Raw genomic sequence first — 26,391 nt, 5'->3', positions numbered from 1 at the left:
TTTTATCAATAAAGTTTATGAAAAACCTCGTATTATTATTCCTATTCATCTATTACTTCAATATCTGCACCCAATGCTTTTAACTTTTTGTCTATATCTACATATCCTCTGTAAATATGATGAACATCTCCAATCGTAGTTTCTCCTTCTGCAACAAGTCCTGCAAGTATCAATGCTGCTCCAGCTCTTAAATCTGTAGCATTTACAGTTGAACCTTGAAGATTTTCCACTCCTTGAACTACAGCACTTCTTCCTTCTATCTTTATATTTGCTCCCATTCTATTAAGTTCTGATACATGCATAAATCTATTTTCAAATACAGTTTCTATTACTACACCTGTTCCCTTTGCAACACTTAAAAGAGCCATAAATTGAGATTGCATATCTGTTGGAAATCCTGGATGAGGTAGAGTTTTTATATCCGTAGATTTAATTTCCTTCGGACCAACTACTCTAACTGAATTTTCCATTTCATACACTTCACAACCTACCTCTCTAAGTTTTGCAATAGTTGGTTTTAAATGGTCAATTAAAACGTTATCTATTACTACATCTCCATTTGTAATAGCCGCTGCAACCATGTAAGTTCCTGCTTCTATTCTATCTGGAATTACAGTATGAACTGCTCCTTTTAACTCTTTTACTCCTTTTATTCTTATAGTGTTAGTTCCTGCTCCTTTAATATTAGCTCCCATTTCATTCAAAAAGTTAGCAAGATCTACTATTTCAGGTTCTTCTGCAACGTTTTCAATTATAGTAGTACCTTCTGCAAGAACAGCTGCCATCATTATATTTTCTGTTGCTCCAACAGACGGAAAATCCAAATAAAGTTTAGTTCCAACTAATTTCTCTGCTTTTGCCTCTACAAAACCATGATCCATTTCGATAGTAGCTCCTAAAGACTTAAAACCTTTTAGATGAAGGTCTATTGGTCTTGTCCCTATAGCACATCCTCCAGGCATTGATATCTTTGAATTTTTGAATCTAGCAAGAAGTGGTCCCATCACCAAAAAAGAAGCTCTCATCTTTGTAACGAGCTCATATGGTGCTTCACAAGTTTTTATATTTCTAGCATCTACAGTAAGTGTATCTTCATTAAATTCTACTTTTGCTCCTAAAAATCTCAATAAGTCAGACATAACATGTACATCTTTTAAATTCGGAACTCCTTTTATTACAGATATATCTTTTGCTAATAATGTCGCTGCTATAATTGGAAGTACAGCATTCTTAGCTCCATTTATTTTTACATAACCATTTAAAGGTTTACTTTTTCTAACTACTATTTTTGCCACCTATTTTCAGTCCTTTCCTAATATTCTAATACTATAAGAGGTGTACCTATGTAAATAAAAGTCTTATCATCATATTCACTATACCTTAAAGAAACATTTAAATTTATTTTATTTCCCCCATAAGATATATAATCATTTAAATTGCTAGTGTATCCAGTTACTGATAGTATATTCTCATCTTGTATCTCTTCTTTTTTCACAGCATTTAAATTAGAAAATATATTATTCGCTATACTATTATAGCATTTTTTATCTACTTTTTCTTTAAAAGATCCTATAATACAAGAAAATATATCTACATTTCTAGAATAATTTTTTAGTATATTTTTTAATTTTAAATAATTCTTCACTATATCTTTATACACTTGATAATTATTAATGTCAACCGTAATATGTGTTTCTTCCATATTTTCACACTTTTCACTATCTACTTTAACTGATATTCCCTGTTTTTCATCATTTTTAAAATACGTATATACTTGTCTTAAATTTTTATCATCAGTTTTTGTATACTCTAAATTATCAAGATCAACCCCTAAACTTTTATTTATTTCATTAACTATTTTATCTATTTCTTCAAAACTCAAAAATTTATTATCTAATTTCACATGTCCATTAATATTATAACCTTCAAAATTAGAATTTGTTTTTTTAAACGCATCCAATATCTTATCATATCCACCTTGACTTTGTTGAGCATAAGAAGATATTACACTTAATAACAATACTATTATTATTGCAAAATAAAATAATCTCTTCATAAAAAAACCCCCTTTAAATTGTATCTATTTTCATTATTGACAATTCAAAAGGGGTTATACATGTTAATTAAAAAAAGTTATATTTAAAAAAACTATACTTTAAAATTATTCACTATTTCCATCAAATTGCCTGCTATTTCACTTAAATCCTGTGCAGTAGACGCAACTTTTTCTGATGAAGCATTAAGTTCTTCAGAAGATGCTGCCACTTCTTCTGTAGCTGCTGAATTTTCTTGAGTTACAGCACTTACACGCTCTACTCTCTCCATAACCACATCCTTCGATCTTACAATTTCGTCCATGGCATCATATGTCTTTTTCATAAGAGGTGCAATATTTTCAATAGATATCAGTATATCTTTAAATGATTTTACAGTATTTTCAACAGATTTAGTCTGTTCTTTAACAGATTTTTCTACATTTTTAGAAGTATAAATAACTTCATCAGTATCTTTTGTAATAGAATTTACTAAGTTTACAATTTTTTCAGTAGAATGTTTCGATTCTTCTGCTAATTTACGCACTTCTTCAGCCACTACAGCAAATCCCTTTCCATGTTCTCCCGCTCTTGAAGCTTCTATAGTAGCATTAAGTGCTAATAAATTTGTCTGTTCAGATATGCTTGATATCATCTCTGTAACACTGCTTATTTCCTTTACCGAATTAGTCAATGTCTCTACTTTACTAATAACTAATTCAAAAGCTTTTTTTATTTCTTCAATTGATTTAACTAGTATATCCATTTCTTTATTTCCTATACTAGCTTTGTTTTCTGCATTTTCTGTTTCATCTTTAACATTTTGAAGTTCTTTATATACATTTTCTATATTATTTGTAAGAGTTGATAAAGAATTTACTATATCCATCAAATTTTCTGATTGGTTTATACTTCCATCAGCTACTTGCTGCATAGTTTCTGCAAGTTCATATGAAGATGCCGACATTTCTTCTGATACATCAGCAAGACTTTTAGATTGATTTGTCAATTTCTTTGAATCGTCTTTTACTTTAGCTAATGTGTTTTTTAAATTTTTGACAACTTCTGCTAATGAACGATTCATTTGAGCAAATTCATTTTTTCCATTTTCATCCAATTCAACTGTAAAATCATAATTTGAAAGTTTAGTCAATACATCATTAATTTGAGTCATTGATTTTTTAAGAAATTGTAAAAACATAAAAGTAAATACTATTAAAAGAGCAATAATTGATACTGATAAAACTATAAATACTTTTCTTGCATTTTTATATAAACTATTAGCATTGTCAACAACATTTTGAGCTGTATTTACATTTAAAGACACTAATTCATCTATATTTTTTTGAGCTTCAGCAGCATAATTTATTGTTCTTGTAACTTCTTCTTCGCTTAATGTAATTCCCTGTTGTAATTTATTTAATAGTTTATTTCCCTCATTTAAATACGCTTTATAATTGTTTTCAATTTTTTTAAATAAATTTCTTTCTTCATTTGTCAAATTATAATTTCTGTATTCGTCAAATATTTTAATTAAACTAGATTTTTGTTTTTCTATATTATCTATTAAAGATTTATCATACTGCTTATAGTAAATCATCTTGTTCATATTAAGTCTCATTATATAAAATTCTGTTTCAAGATTTTTTAGTTCAAGAGAAGTAAGCATGTTTTTTTCGTAAAAAGAATTCATATCATTACTTAAAATTTCCATATTACTTAGAGCTGAATACAATATATATCCTATAGATATTGATGTGAAAATTAATATTATAAATAATAAAGAGGTGATTTTAACGTTTTTTAAAAATTTATTATACATTATTTAACCCCCCTATCATAAAGTCTTTCTAATTTATTATAATATTACTATTCTATTAATTCAACAATTAAGAAATTAAGAAAACCTCCGTCATTTATTATTTCGGAGGTTTTCTCTACTTCTATACACCTAAAATTTTATCTGTAAATTTTACATACCAAGCACCAGCTTGTACCTGAACAATATACGCTATTGCTATTATTAAAGCTATTTCCGTTCCATTTTCTTTAAAAACAGCCATGGCAATAGCTAATGCAATCGAAAGATTTCTCATTACTGTTCCATATATCAATGCTATTGCATCTTTCTTATCGAATAACAACTTAGCAATTACTGTACTAACTGTAAAGTTAATTATATAAAGCAATATTAATGGCAGTAATAAATTCACTAAAACCATCGGATCTGACATTATCGTTTTAGATTTTAACGCCATGGCAGTAAACACCATTGCAAGTACTCCTAAAGTAGACAATGGTGGAAACTTCTGCTTATACTCTTTATTGTACCTTTCTTGTCCACATTTTAAAATAATTAATTTTCTTGTAATAATACCTGCAATCATAGGTAAAAACACAACCATTAAAATTTGTTTAAAAATATTTGCCAACGGTATTTGAATAGACGTTCCCATAAAATATTTTAAATACAACGGCGAAAGTATACTACCCAATATCAATCCTATTATAGTCATTTTTATAGCTTCTGATATATTCCCATTCGCAAAGCCAGTCCAAGAAATTGTCATTCCTGAAGTAGGTAGTAAAGAAGTTAAAAGCAATCCCAAAACAATATAGGTATTATCTTTAAAAAACAAATTACCTATTGCAAATCCAATTAACGGCATAAAAACAAAATTAATTAACTGAGTTATAAACTGCAATTTTAAATTTCCTTTTTTCGCTAATTCATTTATATTTAAATTAACCATCATAGGATATACCATTAAAATAGTAAATGGCATAACCAATTTTTTTAAAAAACTCACTTCAAAATAACTTCCATAAATCAATCCCATAACCATAAATAAAGGGATGCTAATAATTAATTTTTTTTGTAAATATTTAATTAAATTCCACATAAACGTCACTCTCCACAGTAAGTCTTAGATTATCAATATTTTTAACAAATGCTCAAAATTTATTCTCCAAATAATTTACTACATTCTTCCTCATTTATAAAAACACTTGTAAATTTTTCGCATTTAAGTTTTTCTACAAACATATCGCATTTACACAAAAATAAATAATATATATTTTTACCACACCCACATAAAGTTTCAAAATTTCCCTGTCCTTTAGATATAATTAAATCAGCGTTATCAATATATCTCTTACTTTCTTCGTTAATTTCTAAAAGATCTGTACCAGCAATATCTGTTCCATTATTAATTATTTTTACATACTTATCTAAACCAACATAATAAGCATCTTCTTCTGTTGCATCATTATAGACAGGTTTTCCTCTTGTAATCAAAGTTATATTTAAATCAGGATATTTTTTTCTTATTTCCTTAATAAACAACTTATCAAAAACTATTTCTCCTGTATTATCAGATAAATATACTAATTCACTTGCATTTTCTAAATTTCTTTTAAATTTAGAATATACACTTCCACTTATATTCTGTTTTAAAGTAGTTTGTATTATATTATCGAGCATATCATCTTTTATATCATCTAAAGCTCCAAAATCTATTATATTTCCAGATATAGCGTATTTTAAAGCATCTAAAAATCTGTCTTCAGATAAATTTAACTTTTCCTCCAATTGTTTTTCCATTTTAAGTGCTAAATCATTAAAATATCTCTTTTCTTTTTCATATATATCATCAATATTTACTTCCTCTTTTAAAATTCTTAAAATTTTAGAACTGACAGTTGGTGAACTCATATTGTAATTTGCATTAACTATTTCCATTAATGCTTTTTTCATAAAATCATATTTTTTCTTTTTAGTATCTAAATATTTATTTGCTAAACTATCAACTTTGTTTACTATACACGATATACAATCTACATGTGTATTCATTCTTGTCACCCCTTATAATTTTAAAGTTTAAATTTATTTACTATCTTATCTAAATCATTTACAACTTCTTTCAAATCACTTGAAATACTTTCTATACTCTCAATTGAACCCAATTGTTTTTCCATAAAACCTGAAGTTTGTTCAGTTGAAGAAGCAAATTCCTGTGTTATTGACGAAATTCTTTGAATTGCTTCAAGTGTATCTTCTTTATCTTCATTTGCTCTGTCTATATTGTTATTTAATATTTTAATATTTTTAATAATATCATCTACTAAATCCTCAATATTTTTAAACGCCATATTAGTCTCATTTAATGCAATATCAACTTCTGATAGAGCTTCATTTGCAGCATTCATATTATCAGTTGAATTGACTATTTCCTTTTGAATTTCTACAACAATACCTTTAATATCTTCAGTAGCTTTAGAAGTTTCATTTGATAATTTCCTAATTTCCTCTGCAACAACCGAAAATCCTTTACCAGCTTCTCCTGCTCTTTGAGCCTCTATAGCAGCATTTAATGCAAGTAAATTAGTTTGATTTGATATAGCTTGTATAGTATTTATTATTTCATCTATACTTTTAGATTTTATAAATAGCCTTTCTATACTATTCTCAACTTCTTTTACTAATTTATTATTAACAACAAACTTTTCAATTAAATTTTTCATAACTTTTCTTCCTACAGCACTCTTTTTTTCAACTTTATTAAAATCATCTTCTACCATTTTGCTACTGCTCACAACTAAATCAAATTTATTTGTTAAATTTATTAGTTTTTCCACTGTTTTTTCTGTTTCACTTGCCTGTTCCAATGCTCCTTTTGATAGTTTTTCAATTGTAATTAAAACAGTTTTTATAGATTCAACAACTTCATCAGTTGCAGTTTCAAGTTTAATCGAATAATTTGTAATATAATCAGAATTTTTTTTAATAGTTTCAACAATATCTCTTAACTGCTTTCTCAAATTTGAAAGATTTTTCCCCATTTCCCCTATTTCATCTTTGCGTTTTAAAAAAGTTTGTGCATCTTTTGTATTTTCATAAATTATCAAATCATAATCATTTGCCGTCTTATTTATAAACTTTGTAGCATTTTTAATAGGTTCTAATATGTTATTCGATAAAATCATAAAAACCAATACAGATATTAACATAACAAATATAGTTAAACCTATAAATATCATCTTAAAATTACTAATACTCTGTATAAATTTTTCATCTAAAACTAAATTATTATTATGTATTAAAAGTTTTGATAAACTTATGTAAAATAATACTCCAAAAACTACACATACAAATAAAACTACCATAACCCCTGTCATTAATAATTTACTTTTTATACTTTTCATATTTTAAATTTAATCCCCCCCATTTTAAAACTATAATCTTCCACGTCTATGTCTAAAACATCTTCTACATACTTTATTTTTTTCATCTTCACTACATATCAAATTATTTTGCGAACCACAATGTGGACATTTAATGCCATTCTTTATATCTTCACATTTTTCTTTCCATTCATATCCACAATTTCGACATATAATCCTACATATATTTAAAGTATAGTTTCCTCCTTCAATTTTTAATTTTTTTCCATTAACTATACTGTCAGCTATTTTTCTCTTTGCTTCACTATATATCCTCTGAAAAGTTGAACGTGCAATCATCATCCTTTGCGCACATTCATTTTGATCTAATCCTTCTAAATCCATCAATCTAATACTCTCTACCTCTTCTACACTCATGGTTACAATTGAATCTTCAGTATTACAATCCAATGGTCCATAAAATTTTATTTCAGGAATAAATCCTACTTTTCTCCACTTTTTAGGTCTTGGCATTTTTTCCCTCCAGAATTATAAATTTTTCATAAATTAAGGAGTAAAATACTTTACTCCTTAATTTATATTATTACTTATTTATTTTTTATTTATAAGAATCTAAGTATTTATTAATATTTTTTAATTCTTCTTCTAAAAGTGCTTTTTGATTTTCAAGATATTTCTTTTCTTCATCTCTGTTCATAAAACCTCTACCTAAACCAAATCCTCTTCTGCAAAACCAATTATTTCTTCTAGCAGAATTAACATTACAAAATCCCATTCCTCTACCAGTCATTCTACCTCTACCCATTGGACCAGTTCCATCAAATCTTGGCATAAAAACAACCTCCTTTTTATTTTTGGCATATGCTCATTACAATTTTAATTATACGCTTTTTTGGGCATATGTCAATATATTTTTTCAAAAAAAAACGTCTAAAATCAAATTGATTTTAAACGACTAAAAATTATTTTTATTGTTAAATTACCCTTTTTCTCAAATCTCCTAAATGATTTAAAAATGCAACTAATCCTCCAACTACAATACTCGAATAATAGCTTATTATCCTCCATAAAATCATAGCATATACAACCAATCCATTTGTAAATAAAAATCTAAAAAATATATAAAACGCTCCCTCTGACGCTCCAATAGTTCCAGGTGTTGGAACAAAAGAAACAGCCATATATAATAAAGATTGAATAGATATAATATCAATTACAGATTTTCCCTTTAAACCAAATGCTACATAAATAAAATAAGTTATTCCAAAATAACACGTAACTTGAAATATAGCTAAAATAGAAAATTTTATAGTTTGACATATATTTTCCTTTAATTTATTTATACTAATTGTATATTCATCTAAAATCTCATTTAATTTATTTTTATATTTATTTACATTTTTAAATCTATTTATAAATTTCAATATTAAATTTAACATGTTCCTAACAATACCATCATTTAAAAACAACATAAAAATAACAACTATTACTAACATATTTACCGTTATTCCAATGTATATAAAAGGCAATGTCTTTCTTAAATTCTCAGATATATAATCCAACCTAATCAAGAACATAATTATTGAATACAGAGTTATCACTGTTTGATATATTACAAACTTCATCATAAGTATAGATGTAGATTTTCCAATAGGTATATTTTCTTTTAACATATAATAAACCTGTGCTGGTTGTCCTCCACTTGAAAATGGAGTTATGCAACTATAATATTCTCCTATCAAATTTATACTCAAAGCATTTTTAAATTTTAATTTAGAATTAACTAACCCTGATATATTTTTAAGAAGAATACTTCCAAATATCCAATTAAAAACCATGCATAACATAGCCACCCCAAAATATAACTTGTTAATTTTTGCTATTATCTGAGGAAATTTTAAAATATCATTATTATTTACTATTATCCACACAGTTCCAATTATCAATAATAATAAAATTATATAATTAAATTTCTTTTTCATAAGTATTATCTCCTTGATAAATAGTTTCAACCGTCACAAAATCATAACCATCTTCTATCAACTCAGGGATTACATTCTCTAAAGCTTTTATAGTTCTATCTGGTGCTCCTTTCGCTCCTCCACTATCATGAAGAAGAATTATATCTCCACATTTTACATTATTAATAATTTTATTAGCTATATAATCATGTGAAACCTTATCACTCCAATCTCTAGCACTAAGAGAATATAATACCGTCTTTAACCCCAATATATTGACTATAAATTGCGTCAATATATTAAACATTCCCCAAGGTGGTCTAAATAATATAGTTTTTATTCCCAACTCATTAAATATTTTTAAACTTTCCTTAAAATCTTTAATAGTTCCAAAAGGCGAACTTAACCAAGGATGCTTATGTTTTAAAGAATGTATACCTATACTATGACCTTCTTCAATAATTCTTTCAACTATCTTTTCATTACCATACATATTGTATACAACAATAAAAAAAGTAGCTTTAACATCATATTTTTTAAGTAAATCTAATAATCTATTAGTATATCTCTCATCTGGTCCATCATCAAAAGTCAATGCTATTTTTTTATCTTTTGTATTCATTCTTCTTAAAACTTTACAAGATACATATTTATTATAGTAATTAGGTATTATTGCATATACTAAAACTATAAACACCACGAACAATATAATATTCACAAAACCAATCCTCCCGTTTTAAACAATAGACTTTTCTTTAATATTTTCAACATAATCTATCAACATATCCATATTTAATTGCTTTTTAACTTCTTTTATATTTTCTCTTAATTTTTTTTTCAATCTATCGCTTATTATAAATTCCTTAACTATATTTTTAAATTCATTAGAATTTCTAACTACTATACCAACGCCACTTCTTTCTATGAAATTTGCATTTTCTAACTCTTGAGCTAAAGTAGGCTCATTAACTAACATTGGAATTTCAGAATGAATAGCTTCAAATGTGCTAACACCCCCTGGCTTTGTTATGAGGATATCAGCATTTTTCATAAATTTATCTATTTCATCAGTAAACCCTTTAACTATAGTATTTTTTAAATTCAATTTCTTAGTTAAATAATTAAACCTCTCTCTATTTTTTCCAGTTATAACTATAGTCTTAACATTTTCTAAATTATCAAGATAAGTATAAAATTCATCATTTTTTGGTAAAAGACCTAATCCCCCACCCATAATCAGTATTACAAAATCAGAATTTTTTATATTATATCTTTTTCTTATATCATCATTACATTTAACTAAAAAATTTTTTCTAACTGGTATCCCTGTTACTTCAATGCATTCTGAATCTATTCCCTTATTTATAAGATTTAACTTTATAGATTGTGTTGCAACCATATATTTATCAGTATTTGGATAAATCCACTCACAACTATCTACTACATCTGTTATACAAGTTATAAAAGGGATTTTACTTTTATATTTTTCCTTATACATAGATACAAATCCTGAACACATAGGAAAAGTAGATATTATAAACTTTGGATTTTTATTTCGTATACATTTAGCTATTTTTGATAAATACATCTTATATATTATTTTGTCCATTATCCCCTGCCCTTTAGCTCTCATTTTATAAAAATAATTATATATATCACGATTATTTTTAACCAAAATTTCATAAGCTTTATAAACCTCATCAGTTAAATGAGGATTACATATTTTAACTATATCTACAACATCTATATTCAAACTATCATCATATATTTTTAATTGCTCTTTTATTGCATTAGCTACACAAACATGACCTGATCCAAAATTTGCTGTTAATATCAAAATATCATCTCTAATCATTTTAACCATCCTTTCAAACACAATCCCCTCATCACAAGTTAGATAAAAAATTCAATATTCTACATAATTTCTAAAAAATCCTACTAAAAATAATACTAAATATTCAACATAATTACAAATTTATTTATTTTATCTAAATGTATTTTGCGCTGCTTTTATTTCTATTTTATTTTGTTAATTCATGCAAAAATAATTTCAAATACGTTATAATGTAAATATATTCACATACTAAATTCTTAGGAGATTATAAATGAATAAAAAAGTAATTTTAGTTCATGGATTCAGCAAAAATAAAAAAGATATGCAAACATTGAAAGAAAATTTAGAAAAAATAGGTTATAAATGTATATTGATTGATTTACCCTTAACATTTAAAGAAATTGAACATTGTAGCTCTATTTTTGAACAAAAAATAAAAGAAACTATATATAGTTTAAAAGAAAATGAAAAAATCAATCTTGTAGGTCATAGTACTGGCGGGTTGATAATAAGGCATTTTTTATCCAATACAAAATATGTAGATAAAATAAATAGATGTGTTTTAATATCCACTCCAAACAACGGAAGTCAATTAGCAAATATAGCTTCAAAATTATCCATAATTTTTATTAATATTTTTAAGACATTAAAATCATTAAGATCTGAAAGTGTAAAAAGTTTAAATTTAAAACATATAGAATCTGTTGAAATAGGAGCAATTGCAGGTAATAAAAACAATTTACTTTTAGGGAAATTATTAAAAACTGAAAATGATGGTAGAGTTCAGGTCAATTCTGTAAAATACAAAGAACTAAAAGATTTTATCGTTGTTCCTTATGGACATAAAGAGATTCACCATAAGTATGAAATTGCAGAATTAGTCAATACTTTTATTGAAAATGGTCATTTTAGATGATTTTAATTGTAAAAAACATATATTACAAAAATATAAATCAAGTGCTTGATTTAAAAAAGAAATATCCTATTAAAAAAAGCCATGGGTACCGTTAGCTCAACCCCATGGCTTTTTATTTTATTACTCTACTGTTACAGATTTTGCCAAGTTTCTCGGTTTATCTACATCACAACCTCTTTTCACTGCTACATAATAAGAAAGTATTTGAAGAGGTACAACAGTTAATATGCTAGATAAAATATCGCTAACCTCTGGTATATATATAACTTTATCTGCTACTTTTTCTACTTCTTTATTTCCTTCCTTAGCTAACGCTATAACAAAAGCTCCTCTAGCTTTAACTTCCTTCATATTAGATATCATTTTTTCAAATAAATAATCTTGACTAGCAATAGCAATCACAGGCGTATTTTCTTCTATTAAAGCTATAGTTCCGTGCTTTAACTCTCCTGCTGCAAAAGCTTCTGCGTGCATATAAGAAATTTCTTTTATTTTTAAAGCACCTTCCATGGCAATATAATAATCAAGTCCTCTTCCTAAATAGAAAGCATTTTGTGCATCTTTTATAGAATCCGCTATTTTTTCTATTTTATCTGCATTATTTATTATTTCTTGAACTTTATCTGATGCAAATTCTAATTCTTTTATTGTTTGTCTATAAACTTCCTCAGTTATAGTTCCTTTTTTAATAGCAAAATCAAGTGCTATCATGTATAAAGAAACAAGTTGAGTTGTATAAGCTTTAGTTGATGCAACAGCAACTTCAGGTCCTGCCCAAGTGTAGAACACATCATCAGCTTCTCTAGCTATAGATGAACCTACTACATTAGTAATAGCAAGTATTCTAGCTCCCTTAGATCTAGCTTCTTTTAAAGCAGCTAATGTATCAGCAGTTTCTCCTGATTGACTTACAACTATTAAAAGCGTATTTTCATCTACAAATGGATCTCTATATCTAAATTCAGATGCTATATCAGTTTCTACAGGTATTTTTGCAAACTTTTCTATTGCATATTTACCAACAAGTCCTGCATGATATGCTGTACCACAAGCAACTATATAAACTTTATTTATTTTTTCTAAATCTTCTTTTGTAAGTTTTATATCATCTAATTTTATTTTTCCATTTTCATCAAGTCTTCTAATTAATGTTTCTTTAATTCCTTTTGGTTGTTCATTTATTTCTTTTATCATGAAATGATCAAATCCACCTTTAGATGCAGCTTCTGCATCCCAAGTTACATGATAAATATCTCTTTTTACTTCTTCTCTATTTTCATTAAATATTTTAACTTCATCTTTAGTTAAATATACAACTTCACCATTTTCTAAAAAATACACATCTCTCGTATATTTAAGTAAAGCTGGTATATCAGATGCTATAAAATTTTCATTTTCTCCAATCCCTACAACAAGGGGGCTTTCTTTTCTTACAGCAACCAATTTATCAGGATGATCCTTTGATATAACTCCTATAGCATAAGCTCCTCTAAGTTTAGCCATGGCTTTATATACAGCATCTAATAAATCTCCTTCATAATAATAATCTATTAAATGAGCTATTACTTCAGTATCTGTCTCAGATTTAAACACCTTACCTTCTGATATTAACCAATCTTTTAACTGTAAGTAATTCTCTATTATTCCATTATGAACTACAGCTATAGTTCCATCCATATTTAAATGAGGATGTGAATTGACATCTGAAGGAGCTCCATGAGTTGCCCATCTTGTATGCCCTATTCCTAATGTTCCATTTAGAGGATTTTCATTTAAATTTTCTTCAAGTACAGAAAGTCTTCCTTTAAATTTCCTAACTTCTAGACTATCTCCTGAATTCACAGCACATCCAGCTGAATCGTATCCTCTGTATTCAAGCTTTGACAATCCATTTATTAATACATCTGTCGCTTTTTTATTTCCTATATATCCTACTATTCCACACATAAAATAAACCTCCTTAAAAATTTTAAATAATTTATTTAAGGAGAAAGGTCAGTTTACCCGGTTTTTTTTGTACATATAATCGCTTATATGTTTTGTAAAACCTTTTCGGTGGTAAACACACCGCAGGGCATCCGCCGATATTCGATAAACCCTGTTCCTCGTCAACTTAAAAATATGCAATTTTTAAGTCCTGGCGCTTTATCTAGCATGAAAATCACGCTTAAGATAACTTAGATTCAATAAGATTAGCTAAAGAAGTAGCTAAATCTTTTATTTGACCTTCCTCTTTACCCTCTAACATTACTCTTACAAGCGGTTCAGTTCCAGATGGTCTTATAAGTACTCTACCCTTACCATCTAATATTTTTTCTATTTTTTCTATTTCTCCTTTAATATGTGCATCTTCTAAATATCTATTCTTATTTTCATTTTTCACTCTAGCATTAACTAATACTTGAGGATACTTGTTCATTATACCACAAAGATTTGACAGAGATTTATTTTCATCAACTAATATAGAAGATAATATTAACGAACTTAAAACTCCATCACCAGTAGTATTATAATCTAAAAATATCATATGACCTGATTGTTCTCCTCCTAGATTATATCCTCCCTTTATCATCTCTTCTAATACATATCTATCTCCTACTTTAGTAGAAACGATATTAAAATTATTTTCTTTTGCTGCTATATGAAGTCCAATGTTGCTCATCACTGTAACTACTAATGTATCTTTTTTAAGTTTTCCTTGCTTTCTTAAATAAGATGCGCATATAGTCATTATATGATCTCCATCTACAATTTGACCCTTTTCATCTACTGCTATTAATCTATCTGCATCTCCATCATAAGCAAGACCAATATCTGCATTGTTTTTTAGAACTTCTTGTTGTAAAAGTTCTGGATGAGTAGATCCACAATTTAAATTTATATTTTTTCCATCAGGCTTATTATTAATAGTTATTACATTAGCTCCAAGTTCTTCAAAAACTAAAGGTGCAACCTCGAAAGAAGCTCCATTAGCACAATCTAATATTACCTTTAAATTTTTAAAATCAACATCTACAATAGATTTTAAATAATTAACATAATCCCTTACAGCTTCTTTTTTTTCTATTTTAGTACCTATATTTTCTCCTATAGGATTACATTCTATTTTATTCATTTCTTCTATTAAATGTTCTATTTCAAGCTCTATAGAATCATCTAACTTATATCCATCTTTATTAAAAAACTTTATTCCATTGTATTCTACCGGATTATGTGATGCTGAAATTACTACTCCACAATCTGCTTCATAATATTTAGTTAAATATGCTACTGCTGGCGTTGGAACTACACCAACACATATAACATCAGCACCAACTGACATTATCCCTGATATTAAAGCTGATTCTAACATATCTCCTGATATTCTAGTATCTTTTCCAACTACTACTTTTATATTTTTTTTACCTCTTGTAAGAACATATCCACCTGCTCTACCTAATTTATATGCAAGTTCACTTGTAAGCTCTTTATTGGCTATTCCCCTCACTCCATCTGTTCCAAATAATTTTCTCATTTCATTCCTCCTTTCAAAAAAAAACAAGGGTAAAGATACCCTTTTTAAATATATCACAAAATATATTAAATTTACAACCATAACATTTATTGACATTATATATAGCTTTCTTTAAATCCTCTTCCTCGAACCTCTTGTGTTTCGTTTATAGATATAAATGCATTTTTATCGTGTTTTTCAACTATCTCTTTAAGCTTTGGAAGTTCAATTGGATTAATTACTGTATAAATAACTTTTTTGCTGTCTTTTGAATAAGCTCCTTCTCCTTGAAGAAAAGTAACTCCTCTTCCCATTATATTCATAATATCTTTTGATATTTCCTCAGAAGAATCTGATATTACCATGGCACATTTTTTTGCATCAAGCATCATTTGAATTTTATCTAAAACTTGATATCCAACATATAAAGCAATAAGTGTATACATAGCTCTTTTTATACCAAAAACTCCTCCACCTATGCTTACTATCATCAAATTTGCTGCCATAAGGGCTGTTCCCAAATTAATATCCCATTTTTTCTTTATAAGAGCTGCTATAATATCAGTTCCTCCTTGAGAACCTTTATTTCTAAATGTAATTCCCATACCTATTCCATTCAAAACTCCACCAAATATACAAGAAAGCATTAAATCATCTAATTTTATATAATCATATATATTCGATGTAATTCCTATAAAAAAAGAATATATAATCATATTTATAAGACTATAAACTATAAAGTTTCTATCTAACTTTTTATAAGCTATTAAAAATAAAGGTATATTAACAAATAATACTATTAGTCCTATGTTTATCTTAAATATATAATTAAGTATTATAGCTATTCCTCCTACTCCTCCACTTAAAAGATGATTAGGTGCTAAAAAACCGTTAATAGCTATTGCACAGAATAAACTCCCCAAAGATAAATTTAACAACCTAAACAAGAGGTTCATAATTTCATCTCCTTAAAATTAATCTCTTTTCACTTTGATTATAACCCCATAATTTTTATAATACAACTTATTTTATTCAATATGCATGTTTTTTTTCACATCATTCATAATTTGCAATTAAAATTTCATGTTTACAGTTTATTTGTTTTTTTTATATACTTTTCATTCATTCTAATTTAAATTTTTTTACAAAAATTGAAATATAACCTTTATAAAAAATCATAAAAGGCCGCTGATTAAATCAGCGACCTTGATATTTTAAGACAAATTTATTTTTTTACAGCAGCAGCTCCCTTTTCAAGAGCTTCTTTGTTAAGTGGTATAAATTTTTCTTTACTTGGTCCAAATACTTTTTTAAATGCTTCAAGTACAGAATCAGTTTTTACTGTTTTTGTAACTTCAAGGTATGCTCCAAGCATAACCATATTAGCAACTTTTGCATTTCCAAGCTCCAATGCAATTTCATTAGCTGGTATATAATAAGCTTCAATATCTTCTCTTTCTATTTTTTGATCTATTAATGAACTATTTACAAATATTTTTCCACCAGAAACTACATCTTTTTCAAATTTTATAAGAGAAGGTAAATTCATTACTATTGCTGTAGTAGCATCATTAGTTATTATAGGAGATCCTACTGGAGTATCAGAAACTATAACAGAACAATTTGCTGTACCTCCACGCATTTCCGGTCCATATGAAGGAAGCCAAGAAACTTCTTTATCCTCTAACATTCCTGCATATGTCATTAATTGTCCCATAGACATAACACCTTGTCCACCAAATCCTGCACATATTATTTTTTCTGTTGCCATATTACTTCACCTCCTCTGGATTTCTAAAATTACCCAATTGATAATATGGCATCATATTTTCTTCTAACCACTTAATAGCATCTACAGGATGCATTCCCCAGTTAGTTGGGCAAGTAGATAATACTTCTACTATTGAAAATCCTTTCCCAGATATTTGAGTTTCAAAAGCTCTTTTAATAGCTTTTTTAGCTTTTCTTATATTAGTCGGATTATTTACTGCTACCCTTTCTACAAATACTGCTCCATCTAAAGTAGCAAGCATTTCAGACATTCTTATTGGATTACCCGCAAGTTCTACATCTCTTCCCAAAGGTGCTGTTGTAGCTTTTTGACCAGGTAAAGTTGTCGGTGCCATTTGTCCACCAGTCATACCGTATATAGCGTTATTTACAAATATAGTAGTTATTTTTTCTCCTCTCGCTGCAGCATGTACTATTTCAGCAATACCAATTGAAGCAAGATCTCCATCTCCTTGATATGTAAATACTACTTTATCAGGATGAACTCTTTTTACACCAGTAGCAACAGCAGGTGCTCTACCATGAGCTGCTTCATGCATATCACAGTTAAAATAATCATATGCAAGTACCGAACAGCCAACAGGAGCAACTCCTATCGCATCTCCTAAAACTCCTAATTCTTCTAAAACTTCTCCTACTAATCTATGTATTATGCCGTGAGTACAACCAGGACAGTAATGAGTTTGTTTTTCTGTTAAACCTTCAGTTTTTTTGAATACAACTGCCATTATCTAGCACCCCCTAATACTTCCTTAGCCTTTTGTATAATTCCATCCGGAGTTGGAATCATACCACCAGTTCTTCCATAGAAATGAACAGGAAGTCTTCCTGCATTTGCTATTTTAACATCATCTATCATTTGACCTGTACTCATTTCAACTACTAATAAGTTTTTAGCATTTGGAATTTCATCAAATGCTTTGAATGGGAATGGCCATAATGTTATAGGTCTTATAAGTCCTGCTTTTATTCCTTCTTCTCTTAAAGCTTCAACTGTGTTCTTAACAACTCTTGAAGTTGTACCATAAGCTACAAATACAAGCTCTGCATCTTCAGTTTTATACATTTCATATCTAACTTCATTTTTCTCTATTTCTTTATATTTCTTATCTAATTTAAAACAGTGATCTTCAAGTTGTTGAGGATCAAGGAATAAAGAATTAATAATATTTGGTTTTCTTTCGCATTTAGTTCCTGTTGTAGCCCAAGTTTTTTCTTTTAAATCTCTCTTTTTAGGAGGTTTAAATTCAACAGGTTCCATCATTTGTCCTATCATACCATCTGCTACTACCATAACTGGTGTTCTATAATAATCAGCAACTTCAAATGCTTCCATTACCATATCAACAGCTTCTTGAACTGTAGCCGGTGCATAAACAGGAGTTCTGTAATCTCCATTTCCTCCTCCTCTTGTTGACATGAAATAATCAGCTTGCGAAGGTTGAATTCCACCAAGTCCTGGGCCTCCTCTCATCATGTTTACTATAACTGCTGGAAGCTCAGCACCTGCTATATATGAAATTCCCTCTTGTTTTAAGGCAATTCCAGGCGAAGAAGATGATGTCATAACTCTAGCACCAGATCCTGCTGCTCCATAAACCATATTTATTGCAGATACTTCTGATTCTGCTTGTACAAATACTCCTCCTACTTTAGGCAATTCTCTTGACATATATTCTGGTATCTCATTTTGAGGTGTTATAGGATATCCGAAGAAATATTTACAGCCAGCTTCTATAGCTGCTCTACCTACAGCTTCGTTTCCTTTCATTAAAACCTTAGCCATATTTTTTCCCTCCTTAAAAAATTATATATTATTCTCTTTCTACTGTTATTACACAGTCTGGACACATAGTCGCACAATTAGCACAACCTACACATTTGTCCATATCAGTTACTGTTGCAGGGTTATATCCTTTTTTGTTTATTTTATTTCTGTCCATAACAACTATATTAACTGGACAAACTGTTGTACAAAGTTCGCATCCTTTACAGCGATCTTGATCAAAGTGTACTTTACCCTTAGCCATTTAAAACCCTCCTTAAATATATTAAACATACAAACAAATTATATATTATAAGTCTTCATCGAATTTATCTCAGACAAATAAACTACATCCAATCCTCTCTCATATACATTTTAATCGGAAATATTTCTCCTTCAATATCTTTTGGAATATCTTTTATTACTTTTTCAATACATGCTACATATTTTATAGGTATATTCTTGATTTTCGAAACTTCTTTTACCAATTCTTGACCTTTTAGTACATCTTCAACTGTGGTTTCTCTTATCAAATGAGTATTATTTATAAGTCCTGTAACTTTACATTTAGCTGATTTTTCTATTTGCTCTATATGTTTAATTATACCTTCAACAGTAGCTGTTTCTTGTCTATTTGCATTAACAACACAAAACATATCGTATTCATTTTCTTTTAAAAGATGAGAAAATCTCCCAACTATTTTAGCTCCTATAAAGTCTCCTCCTACATCCATAACATAATTATAGGATTTGTCCTGAATAGGTGCTATTACTTCTGCTGATACAGCAGGCACATCTACAGCTGCTGCTTGCACAGAACTATATATAGTTTTTATTCCTTTACTCTCTAGAATATCTCTTTTTTCTCTTGTTCTAAAATATACATTAACTATATCCAAATCTGCTATTGCTATATTACCTGCTAATTCTTCTCTCATTTTCATTACATAATTTATAGAAAATTCTGTTTTCCCACTTCCATAATGTCCTATTATAATCCTTATTCTTTTATCGTCTTTTATCATTTAATCACCTACTAATAAGTCTTAGCTTCTTCTTCTCCTCTAAGAACTCTAAGTCCTCCTTGAGCTAAAGCTATCATTTCATCCTCTCCTGGATATACTTTAACTTCTCCTATAAAAGATACTCTTTCTTGTATCCAATTAACAAACATTTTAGAATAAGCTATTCCTCCTGTTAATACTATTGCATCTACTTTACCTTTAAGGACAGTAGCACAAGCCCCTATTTCTTTAGCAACTTGATATGCCATGGCTTCATAAATAAGTTTCGCCTTTTCATTTCCTTCTTTTATCATTTTTTCTACATCTCTACCATCATTAGTTCCTAAATACCCTACTAAGCCACCATTTCCTTTTATTTTTTTCTTTATATCATTTAAAGTATATTTTCCAGAAAAACACATTTTAGCTAAATCTCCAACTGGAAGTCCTCCTGTTCTTTCCGGAGAAAAAGGACCTTCTCCATCTAAAGCATTTGCTACATCTATTACTTTTCCATTTTCATGTGCTCCTACAGATATTCCTCCACCCATATGAGCCACAATTACATTAATTTCTTCATATGTTTTACCCATTTCAACTGCAGCTCTTCTCGCCGTAGCCTTCTGATTCAAAGCATGAAATATGCTTTTTCTTTCAATTTCTGGCATACCTGATATTCTAGCAACATCTTGAAGCTCATCTACAACAACAGGATCCACTATAAAAGATGGAACATTTATTTTATCAGCTATTTCTTTTGCTATTATTCCTCCTAAATTTGAAGCATGCTCTCCCAAAACTCCAGTCTTTAAATCTTTTATCATATTATCCGTTACTTTATAAGTACCACCTTCTATAGGCTTTAAAAGCCCACCTCTTCCAACTACTGCATCTAATTCCTCTAATTTAACTCCGTTTTCTTTTACAGCTTCTTCTATTACATTTTTTCTAAATTCAAATTGATCCGATATTTTTTCATACTTTCCTATCTCTTCAGAAGAATGTCTTAAAGTTTTTTCAAATACTAATTCTTCATTATCAAATACTGCTATTTTAGTAGATGTTGACCCTGGATTTATAGTGAGAATCTTAAAATTTTTACTCATTAAAGTCTTCTCCTTTCTTTAATTATTATCATTTATTTTAGCTGCTGTTAGTACCCCAAGCGCTATAGAGTTTAATTTAGTTTCTTCATTATCAGCTCTTGAAGTTAATATAACCGGAGCTTTTGCTCCAACAATTACTCCTGCATTTTTAGAATTTCCAAAAAACACCATAGACTTATAAAGTATATTACCTGCTTCTATATCAGGTGCAAGTAGTATATCAGCCATCCCAGCAACCGGATGATTTATTCCCTTATGTTTAGCAGCTTCTACTGACACTGCATTATCTAAAGCAAAAGGTCCTCCAACAATACAACCTTTTATTTCTCCTCTTTGATTCATTTTTTCTAATTCTTTTGCATCTACTGTATCCGGCATTTTAGGATTTACTTTTTCCTTAGCACATATTACAGCAACTTTTGGCTCATTTATATCTAAAGCATGAGCTATTTGACAAGCATTTTCTATAATTTGCTTTTTAGTCTGTAAATCAGGATCTAAATTCATAGCTGCATCTGTTACGAAAAATAACCTATTATAACCTGGAAGATCAAATACCGCAACATGACTTAAAACATTACCTGTTCTAAGACCTATTTCTTTATCAAGAACTGCTTTTAAAATTATCGAAGTGTCTACAAGTCCTTTCATTACCATATGTGCTTTTTTAGTCGAAACAAGTTCTACAGCTTTTTTACAAGCCAATGCTAAATCTTTTTCTTCTATCAATTCATAATTATTTAAATCTATATTAATTTCATTTGCTATGTCTTTAATTTTTTCTAAATCTCCGACTAATATAGCATTTGCTATACCTTCTTTTCTAGCCATTTCTACCGCCATTAAAACTTCTTTATCTTGAGCACAAGCTACTGATATAGTTTTAGGCCCTCTTTCTTTAGCAAATTTAATTACTTCTTCAAAATTTCTCATTACAACTTCACCTCATTTTCATAAATTTTAGGCGTCTCCTCTTTGTTTATTACCCTTAAAGCTCCTTCATTTAAAGCTCTCATTTCATCTTCTCCTGGTTCTATTATTACAGGAGCAATAAAATCTATCATAGGTTTTATGTAATTAGTTAAATATTCAGAGTAAGCTAATCCTCCAGTAATAACTATAAATTCTACATCTCCTTTTAAAACTGTTGCCATAGAGCCTATTTCTTTTGCTATTTGATATCCCATAGCTTCAAATACAAGTTTTGCTTTTTTATCTCCTGTTTCAATCCTTTTTACAACTTCTCGTGCATCGTTAGTTCCAAGATATCCTACAAGACCACCTTTTCCTCTAATTTTTGATTTAATTTCCTCGTATGTATATTTTCCCGAAAAACACATTTTAACCAAATCTCCTACAGGAACTCCTCCTGTTCTTTCTGGAGAAAATGGTCCCATTTCATTTGCATTATTATAATCTATTGATTTACCTTTTCTTAAAGGAGCAACACTTATTCCTCCTCCAAGATGAGCAACTATCATATTTATATCCTCAAATTTTTTTCCTAATCTATTTGCAACTCTTCTTCCTACTGCTTTTATATTTAAAGCATGTCCTAAAGATTTTCTTTCTATCTCTGGCATTCCCGATATTCTCGCTATATCTTCAAATTCATCTACTGCAACGGGATCTACTATAAAGCTTTCTATATTTTGTTCATCTGCTATAGCTTTTGCTATTATTCCTCCTAAATTAGATGCATGTTCACCTTGTATTCCGATTTTTAAATCTTCTATCATCTTATCAGTTACTCTATATGTTCCTCCTGGCATAGGTCTTAAAAGTCCACCTCTACCTACAACTGCTATTAAATCATCCATTTTATATCCTTCTTGCTTTATCCAATCAACAATCATTTTTTTCCTAAATTCAAATTGATCTGATACTTTTTCATATTTTTCTAGTTCTTTTGAAGAATGAATTAAATTCTTTTGGATAACGTTTTCACACCCTTTGAACAAAGCTACTTTTGTAGAAGTTGAACCTGGATTTATAACAAGAATATAGACTCTAGACACAGTATCAGCTTTATAAAATCTATAAAAATCTAAATAAATATATAAAAATTATAGATTTTATTCATACACTCAATATTTTTACAAATATTAGTGTACATAATAGCATATCTCTACAATGCTATACCGCAAGCCAACGGTACTTTTATTCACCTCTCTTTTTTAAATCAAGCAACTAATTTTCCAAAATGAAAATGTAGAGTAGTTACTTGATTTATATTTTTATAGGTTTTCATCAACTGTTATAATCACCCCATAAAAATTTTTATCTCATATTATTATGATATATTGAAATAAAAAAAAATGCAATAAAAATTGCAATATCACTTAGCAATTTTTTTGCATTTTTTCATTCCAATTATTATTCTATAACGACGTATTTCGGCTCTATTTCTACATTTTCTACATCATATGGCATACTGTATTTTATTTTGAATTTTGCATGATTACCTTCATTTTCTTGCATATTGATAAATAATTGTATATCTTCTTCTTTTATTTTTTCCTCTAAATCTTCTAAATATGCAACTTTTACTTTTATATTATCCGGAAGATTATTTTTTGAAATATCCAAATTATGTATATCTCCTTTGAATACAATTCTATTTTTAGATATTATAAAATTTTTACTGATTATTTTAGACACATTAATTTTTAAATTCACTTTTTTTATTTCCGTTTGAATTTTTTCAGGAATATTTATTTTTAAATCTACACTTTTATCTTCATTTAAACCAGATATATCAAAATCCTCAACATATAATTCTTTTATATTATCTATATATTCATTTGGTCCTGATATAGTAATATTTTTTGGCTCTAACTCATATCCTAATAATTTGTAATTTTCATCTAAATCTCCAGTTAAATTTATTTTCAAAGGCACCTCTTTAGTTTTTAATACCTCCACACTTACATACGCATACTTATCTTTAATGTTTACACCCTCAACTTTTTTGCCGTATTTATCCAAAGGAACTATTTGTATTTTAGCATTAAAATTTTTAAATTTATTTTTTAAATTCACTTTGCAAACTAATCTATCTACTTTTTTTACTAAACTTCTAGGTCCTTCAACATATGTGTATTCGGGATTTATATTCATATTAGATATTTTAAAATCTTCTTTTAACTTATTAATCTTATCAAGTTCAATATATTTTCTTACGTACATGTTTTCTTCTACATTTAAAACTAATTTATCCGGTATAATTGTATAGGTTACATTATTAGGAACATCTATGTTTAAATCCAGTTCATTTTCTCCTAATTTAATATTTTCAAATTTACCATAAATATTTAAATTCGATTTTTGAATATCCTTTAACAAAGACCTTCTTCCTCTAAGCATTACTTTTACATTTAAATTAGATTTTGGATCTATTACCATATTACTATCTTGCAAAACATCTATGTTTGTAATTTTAACAGCTACATTATTAAAATCTTTTATTAAAATAGGATCTACTTCTGCCATTACGTATATCCATGCAAAAAAGGCAAAACATATAGATATAATTTTTATTTTTATATTCCTCTTAAAAATATTTATCATTTAAAAAATCCACCTCTTTTAAATATACTTCTATTTTCATTTTGATTTTTCAAATTTTTGTTTAGTATGCCTTGTATATATTCTTTGGATAAAGCTCTATATAGTTGTCCATTTTCAGCCATGGATATATCCCCTGTCTCTTCAGATACTATTATAGATATACAATCAGACCTTTCAGTTATTCCAATTCCCGCTCTATGTCTTGTACCGAGCTCTTTATTTAAATCTTTATTTTCAGTGAGGGGTAAAAAACATCCAGCTGCTTTTATTCTATTATTTTTTATAACAAGTGCTCCATCATGAAGAGGTGTATTTGGTATGAATATATTTACGAGAAGCTGTCGTGTTATTTTAGCATCTACTATAGTTCCAGTTTGTATTATATCGTTTATTCCAGTTTCTCTTTCTATAACAATCAAAGCTCCTATTTTTTGTCGAGAAAGAGAAAATAAAGCCTCTACCATTTCCTCTATAACCTCATCTATATCTTCATCATCAAATTCTCCTATATGCCTTATTATAAATTTTGTTCTACCTATATATTCTAAAGCTCTTCTAAGTTCTGGTTGAAAAACTATTAAAAAAGCTATTACTCCTATTTGCATTGTATTTTTTAATATCCAATTAACTACATGTAATTGTAAATATTCACTCACTTTAGTTGCTACAACAAGTACAAATATTCCCTTTATAAGTTGCTCTGCTCTTGTTTCTTTAATTAACATATATAACTTATAAAAAACATATGCAACTATTGTTATATCAATAATATCTAAAATTCCTATATTCATAATTATATCTTTTATTTCCCACAATTTTAATTGCCCTCCCGTATTTATAGTTTTACGGATTAATTATTTCACAAATTGAAATATATTTCAACAAGTAAAAAAATACACTTGTATCAAATCTTTTTCTATAAAGATGATGATTTGATACAAGCGCATAAGAAAAGGCAGGTGTTTTATACAAATACCTGCCTTAATTATTATAATGGCGTGCCTGCAGGGATTCGAACCCCGGACACGTGGCTTAGAAGGCCACTGCTCTATCCAGCTGAGCTACAGGCACATATTGGAGCGGGTGAAGGGAGTCGAACCCTCGCAGCCGGCTTGGAAGGCCGGAACTCTACCACTGAGCTACACCCGCATATTTTTTTTGGAGCGGAAGACGAGATTCGAACTCGCGACCCTCGCCTTGGCAAGGCGATGCTCTACCACTGAGCCACTTCCGCATATTTTTTGGTGCGGGTGGAGGGACTTGAACCCCCACGCACAAGGCGCTAGATCCTAAGTCTAGTGCGTCTGCCAATTCCGCCACACCCGCACTTTATTTTTTTATTGGTGGAGGGGACTGGATTCGAACCAGTGAAGGCAATGCCAACAGATTTACAGTCTGCCCCCTTTGGCCACTCGGGAACCCCTCCTCATTTGGAGCTGGCGATGGGACTCGAACCCGCAACCTGCTGATTACAAGTCAGCTGCTCTACCAATTGAGCTACGCCAGCATATTTAATTGGCGACCTGGAAGGGACTCGAACCCTCGACCTCCAGCGTGACAGGCTGGCATTCTAACCAACTGAACTACCAGGCCAAATATTGGTGGGCTCAACAGGGCTCGAACCTGTGACCCCCTGCTTGTAAGGCAGGTGCTCTCCCAGCTGAGCTATGAGCCCATTTTGGTGACCCCTAGGGGATTCGAACCCCTGTTACCGCCGTGAAAGGGCGGTGTCTT

At 29.0% G+C, this 26,391-nt stretch carries 24 protein-coding genes, 8 tRNA genes and 1 pseudogene; 1 reads left to right on the top strand and 32 read right to left on the bottom strand.

Annotated features, from left to right (window positions below):
• Nucleotides 1-41: 41 nt before the first annotated feature.
• The 11 genes and pseudogenes from murA to BUA19_RS05610 form a co-directional block, all read right to left on the bottom strand.
• The gene (gene murA, locus BUA19_RS05660) at nucleotides 42-1,295 is read right to left on the bottom strand and encodes a UDP-N-acetylglucosamine 1-carboxyvinyltransferase (protein WP_072724558.1); all 1,254 of its coding nucleotides are present in this window, start codon (nucleotides 1,293-1,295) and stop codon (nucleotides 42-44) included.
• 17 nt (nucleotides 1,296-1,312) lie between these two features.
• Nucleotides 1,313-2,056 (bottom strand): YwmB family TATA-box binding protein, encoded by a 744-nt coding sequence (locus BUA19_RS05655; RefSeq protein ID WP_084601964.1) that lies wholly within the window; start codon nucleotides 2,054-2,056, stop codon nucleotides 1,313-1,315.
• Between the two features lie 92 nt (nucleotides 2,057-2,148).
• Nucleotides 2,149-3,855, bottom strand: a complete 1,707-nt coding sequence (locus BUA19_RS05650; RefSeq protein WP_072724556.1) for a methyl-accepting chemotaxis protein — start codon at nucleotides 3,853-3,855, stop codon at nucleotides 2,149-2,151.
• Nucleotides 3,856-3,976: 121 nt separating this feature from the next.
• Nucleotides 3,977-4,936 carry an arsenic resistance protein gene (locus BUA19_RS05645; RefSeq protein WP_072724554.1) on the bottom strand — a complete coding sequence of 320 codons (960 nt, stop codon included), beginning with the start codon at nucleotides 4,934-4,936 and terminating at the stop codon, nucleotides 3,977-3,979.
• 59 nt (nucleotides 4,937-4,995) lie between these two features.
• Nucleotides 4,996-5,886 (bottom strand): damage-control phosphatase ARMT1 family protein, encoded by an 891-nt coding sequence (locus BUA19_RS05640; RefSeq protein ID WP_072724552.1) that lies wholly within the window; start codon nucleotides 5,884-5,886, stop codon nucleotides 4,996-4,998.
• Between the two features lie 137 nt (nucleotides 5,887-6,023).
• Nucleotides 6,024-6,557, bottom strand: a pseudogene (locus BUA19_RS12125) (methyl-accepting chemotaxis protein); the annotation flags it as partial.
• A gap of 711 nt (nucleotides 6,558-7,268) precedes the next feature.
• On the bottom strand, nucleotides 7,269-7,730 hold the full coding sequence (locus BUA19_RS05630) for a DUF134 domain-containing protein (protein ID WP_072724549.1): 462 nt from the start codon (nucleotides 7,728-7,730) through the stop codon (nucleotides 7,269-7,271).
• Nucleotides 7,731-7,815: 85 nt separating this feature from the next.
• Nucleotides 7,816-8,049: a DUF5320 domain-containing protein gene (locus BUA19_RS05625; RefSeq protein WP_072724546.1), complete on the bottom strand. Its 234-nt coding sequence runs from the start codon at nucleotides 8,047-8,049 to the stop codon at nucleotides 7,816-7,818.
• A gap of 142 nt (nucleotides 8,050-8,191) precedes the next feature.
• Nucleotides 8,192-9,199 (bottom strand): lysylphosphatidylglycerol synthase transmembrane domain-containing protein, encoded by a 1,008-nt coding sequence (locus tag BUA19_RS05620; protein WP_072724544.1) that lies wholly within the window; start codon nucleotides 9,197-9,199, stop codon nucleotides 8,192-8,194.
• Nucleotides 9,183-9,896, bottom strand: a complete 714-nt coding sequence (locus tag BUA19_RS05615; protein WP_072724542.1) for a polysaccharide deacetylase family protein — start codon at nucleotides 9,894-9,896, stop codon at nucleotides 9,183-9,185. Before BUA19_RS05615 ends, BUA19_RS05620 begins: the two co-directional genes overlap by 17 nt.
• A gap of 18 nt (nucleotides 9,897-9,914) precedes the next feature.
• Nucleotides 9,915-11,033, bottom strand: a complete 1,119-nt coding sequence (locus BUA19_RS05610; RefSeq protein WP_072724540.1) for an MGDG synthase family glycosyltransferase — start codon at nucleotides 11,031-11,033, stop codon at nucleotides 9,915-9,917.
• A 250-nt stretch (nucleotides 11,034-11,283) separates the two neighbouring features.
• Here BUA19_RS05610 and BUA19_RS05605 point away from each other — a divergent pair, with 250 nt between their 5' ends.
• On the top strand, nucleotides 11,284-11,928 hold the full coding sequence (locus BUA19_RS05605; RefSeq protein WP_072724538.1) for a lipase family alpha/beta hydrolase: 645 nt from the start codon (nucleotides 11,284-11,286) through the stop codon (nucleotides 11,926-11,928).
• 120 nt (nucleotides 11,929-12,048) lie between these two features.
• Here the strand turns inward: BUA19_RS05605 and glmS are convergent, their stop codons facing one another.
• From glmS to BUA19_RS05500, 21 genes are all read right to left on the bottom strand, one after another.
• Entirely contained in the window at nucleotides 12,049-13,875 is a 1,827-nt protein-coding gene (glmS, locus tag BUA19_RS05600; protein ID WP_072724537.1) for a glutamine--fructose-6-phosphate transaminase (isomerizing), read from the bottom strand.
• A gap of 220 nt (nucleotides 13,876-14,095) precedes the next feature.
• A complete protein-coding gene (glmM, locus tag BUA19_RS05595; protein ID WP_072724535.1) occupies nucleotides 14,096-15,442 on the bottom strand; it encodes a phosphoglucosamine mutase in 1,347 nt (448 codons plus the stop codon).
• 95 nt (nucleotides 15,443-15,537) lie between these two features.
• Nucleotides 15,538-16,377, bottom strand: a complete 840-nt coding sequence (locus BUA19_RS05590) for a YitT family protein (RefSeq protein ID WP_072724533.1) — start codon at nucleotides 16,375-16,377, stop codon at nucleotides 15,538-15,540.
• Between the two features lie 269 nt (nucleotides 16,378-16,646).
• The gene (locus BUA19_RS05585) at nucleotides 16,647-17,192 is read right to left on the bottom strand and encodes a 2-oxoacid:acceptor oxidoreductase family protein (protein ID WP_072724531.1); all 546 of its coding nucleotides are present in this window, start codon (nucleotides 17,190-17,192) and stop codon (nucleotides 16,647-16,649) included.
• A 1-nt stretch (nucleotide 17,193) separates the two neighbouring features.
• The gene (locus BUA19_RS05580) at nucleotides 17,194-17,940 is read right to left on the bottom strand and encodes a thiamine pyrophosphate-dependent enzyme (protein WP_072724529.1); all 747 of its coding nucleotides are present in this window, start codon (nucleotides 17,938-17,940) and stop codon (nucleotides 17,194-17,196) included.
• Nucleotides 17,940-18,998 carry a 3-methyl-2-oxobutanoate dehydrogenase subunit VorB gene (locus BUA19_RS05575; protein WP_072724527.1) on the bottom strand — a complete coding sequence of 353 codons (1,059 nt, stop codon included), beginning with the start codon at nucleotides 18,996-18,998 and terminating at the stop codon, nucleotides 17,940-17,942. Before BUA19_RS05575 ends, BUA19_RS05580 begins: the two co-directional genes overlap by 1 nt.
• Before the next feature lie 28 nt (nucleotides 18,999-19,026).
• Nucleotides 19,027-19,242 (bottom strand): 4Fe-4S dicluster domain-containing protein, encoded by a 216-nt coding sequence (locus BUA19_RS05570; protein ID WP_072724525.1) that lies wholly within the window; start codon nucleotides 19,240-19,242, stop codon nucleotides 19,027-19,029.
• An 82-nt stretch (nucleotides 19,243-19,324) separates the two neighbouring features.
• Complete coding sequence (locus BUA19_RS05565) at nucleotides 19,325-20,002, bottom strand: ATP-binding protein (protein ID WP_072724523.1); 678 nt, start codon at nucleotides 20,000-20,002, stop codon at nucleotides 19,325-19,327.
• A gap of 11 nt (nucleotides 20,003-20,013) precedes the next feature.
• A complete protein-coding gene (gene buk, locus BUA19_RS05560; protein ID WP_072724521.1) occupies nucleotides 20,014-21,087 on the bottom strand; it encodes a butyrate kinase in 1,074 nt (357 codons plus the stop codon).
• Nucleotides 21,088-21,105: 18 nt separating this feature from the next.
• On the bottom strand, nucleotides 21,106-22,020 hold the full coding sequence (gene ptb / locus BUA19_RS05555) for a phosphate butyryltransferase (RefSeq protein ID WP_072724519.1): 915 nt from the start codon (nucleotides 22,018-22,020) through the stop codon (nucleotides 21,106-21,108).
• Complete coding sequence (gene buk, locus BUA19_RS05550; protein WP_072724517.1) at nucleotides 22,020-23,105, bottom strand: butyrate kinase; 1,086 nt, start codon at nucleotides 23,103-23,105, stop codon at nucleotides 22,020-22,022. Before buk (BUA19_RS05550) ends, ptb begins: the two co-directional genes overlap by 1 nt.
• 358 nt (nucleotides 23,106-23,463) lie before the next feature.
• On the bottom strand, nucleotides 23,464-24,657 hold the full coding sequence (locus BUA19_RS05545; RefSeq protein WP_072724515.1) for a CdaR family protein: 1,194 nt from the start codon (nucleotides 24,655-24,657) through the stop codon (nucleotides 23,464-23,466).
• The gene (gene cdaA / locus BUA19_RS05540) at nucleotides 24,654-25,448 is read right to left on the bottom strand and encodes a diadenylate cyclase CdaA (protein ID WP_072724684.1); all 795 of its coding nucleotides are present in this window, start codon (nucleotides 25,446-25,448) and stop codon (nucleotides 24,654-24,656) included. The genes BUA19_RS05545 and cdaA overlap by 4 nt, the downstream gene beginning before the upstream one ends.
• A 203-nt stretch (nucleotides 25,449-25,651) precedes the next feature.
• Nucleotides 25,652-25,728: transfer RNA gene (locus BUA19_RS05535), tRNA-Arg, on the bottom strand.
• Between the two features lie 4 nt (nucleotides 25,729-25,732).
• Nucleotides 25,733-25,806: transfer RNA gene (locus tag BUA19_RS05530), tRNA-Gly, on the bottom strand.
• A 10-nt stretch (nucleotides 25,807-25,816) separates the two neighbouring features.
• Nucleotides 25,817-25,891, bottom strand: a tRNA-Gly gene (locus tag BUA19_RS05525).
• An 8-nt stretch (nucleotides 25,892-25,899) separates the two neighbouring features.
• Nucleotides 25,900-25,983 (bottom strand) — tRNA-Leu (locus BUA19_RS05520).
• Between the two features lie 15 nt (nucleotides 25,984-25,998).
• A tRNA-Tyr gene (locus BUA19_RS05515) sits at nucleotides 25,999-26,083 on the bottom strand.
• 5 nt (nucleotides 26,084-26,088) lie between these two features.
• Nucleotides 26,089-26,164 (bottom strand) — tRNA-Thr (locus tag BUA19_RS05510).
• A gap of 9 nt (nucleotides 26,165-26,173) precedes the next feature.
• Nucleotides 26,174-26,250, bottom strand: a tRNA-Asp gene (locus BUA19_RS05505).
• 6 nt (nucleotides 26,251-26,256) lie between these two features.
• Nucleotides 26,257-26,332: transfer RNA gene (locus BUA19_RS05500), tRNA-Val, on the bottom strand.
• Between the last annotated feature and the right edge of the window lie 59 nt (nucleotides 26,333-26,391).

This window comes from Tepidibacter thalassicus DSM 15285 (genome assembly GCF_900129915.1).
GTDB lineage: Bacteria > Bacillota > Clostridia > Peptostreptococcales > Peptostreptococcaceae > Tepidibacter > Tepidibacter thalassicus.
Note: the sequence above shows the minus strand (reverse complement) of the source record. Positions and strands in the feature narration are given on the sequence as shown.

Excerpts from the sequence above, each read along its gene's own strand:
- BUA19_RS05590 (WP_072724533.1), bottom strand. The coding sequence starts at position 16,377 with ATGAACCTCTTGTTTAGGTTGTTAAATTTATCTTTGGGGAGTTTATTC.
- BUA19_RS05570 (WP_072724525.1), bottom strand. The coding sequence starts at position 19,242 with ATGGCTAAGGGTAAAGTACACTTTGATCAAGATCGCTGTAAAGGATGC.
- BUA19_RS05585 (WP_072724531.1), bottom strand. The coding sequence starts at position 17,192 with ATGGCAACAGAAAAAATAATATGTGCAGGATTTGGTGGACAAGGTGTT.
- BUA19_RS05655 (WP_084601964.1), bottom strand. The coding sequence starts at position 2,056 with ATGAAGAGATTATTTTATTTTGCAATAATAATAGTATTGTTATTAAGT.
- BUA19_RS05580 (WP_072724529.1), bottom strand. The coding sequence starts at position 17,940 with ATGGCAGTTGTATTCAAAAAAACTGAAGGTTTAACAGAAAAACAAACT.
- BUA19_RS05640 (WP_072724552.1), bottom strand. The coding sequence starts at position 5,886 with ATGAATACACATGTAGATTGTATATCGTGTATAGTAAACAAAGTTGAT.
- BUA19_RS05610 (WP_072724540.1), bottom strand. The coding sequence starts at position 11,033 with ATGATTAGAGATGATATTTTGATATTAACAGCAAATTTTGGATCAGGT.
- BUA19_RS05645 (WP_072724554.1), bottom strand. The coding sequence starts at position 4,936 with ATGTGGAATTTAATTAAATATTTACAAAAAAAATTAATTATTAGCATC.
- BUA19_RS05620 (WP_072724544.1), bottom strand. The coding sequence starts at position 9,199 with ATGAAAAAGAAATTTAATTATATAATTTTATTATTATTGATAATTGGA.
- BUA19_RS05545 (WP_072724515.1), bottom strand. The coding sequence starts at position 24,657 with ATGATAAATATTTTTAAGAGGAATATAAAAATAAAAATTATATCTATA.
- glmS (WP_072724537.1), bottom strand. The coding sequence starts at position 13,875 with ATGTGTGGAATAGTAGGATATATAGGAAATAAAAAAGCGACAGATGTA.
- glmM (WP_072724535.1), bottom strand. The coding sequence starts at position 15,442 with ATGAGAAAATTATTTGGAACAGATGGAGTGAGGGGAATAGCCAATAAA.
- buk (WP_072724521.1), bottom strand. The coding sequence starts at position 21,087 with ATGAGTAAAAATTTTAAGATTCTCACTATAAATCCAGGGTCAACATCT.
- BUA19_RS05605 (WP_072724538.1), top strand. The coding sequence starts at position 11,284 with ATGAATAAAAAAGTAATTTTAGTTCATGGATTCAGCAAAAATAAAAAA.
- BUA19_RS05565 (WP_072724523.1), bottom strand. The coding sequence starts at position 20,002 with ATGATAAAAGACGATAAAAGAATAAGGATTATAATAGGACATTATGGA.
- BUA19_RS05625 (WP_072724546.1), bottom strand. The coding sequence starts at position 8,049 with ATGCCAAGATTTGATGGAACTGGTCCAATGGGTAGAGGTAGAATGACT.
- ptb (WP_072724519.1), bottom strand. The coding sequence starts at position 22,020 with ATGAGAAATTTTGAAGAAGTAATTAAATTTGCTAAAGAAAGAGGGCCT.
- cdaA (WP_072724684.1), bottom strand. The coding sequence starts at position 25,448 with ATGAATATAGGAATTTTAGATATTATTGATATAACAATAGTTGCATAT.
- BUA19_RS05630 (WP_072724549.1), bottom strand. The coding sequence starts at position 7,730 with ATGCCAAGACCTAAAAAGTGGAGAAAAGTAGGATTTATTCCTGAAATA.
- BUA19_RS05650 (WP_072724556.1), bottom strand. The coding sequence starts at position 3,855 with ATGTATAATAAATTTTTAAAAAACGTTAAAATCACCTCTTTATTATTT.
- BUA19_RS05575 (WP_072724527.1), bottom strand. The coding sequence starts at position 18,998 with ATGGCTAAGGTTTTAATGAAAGGAAACGAAGCTGTAGGTAGAGCAGCT.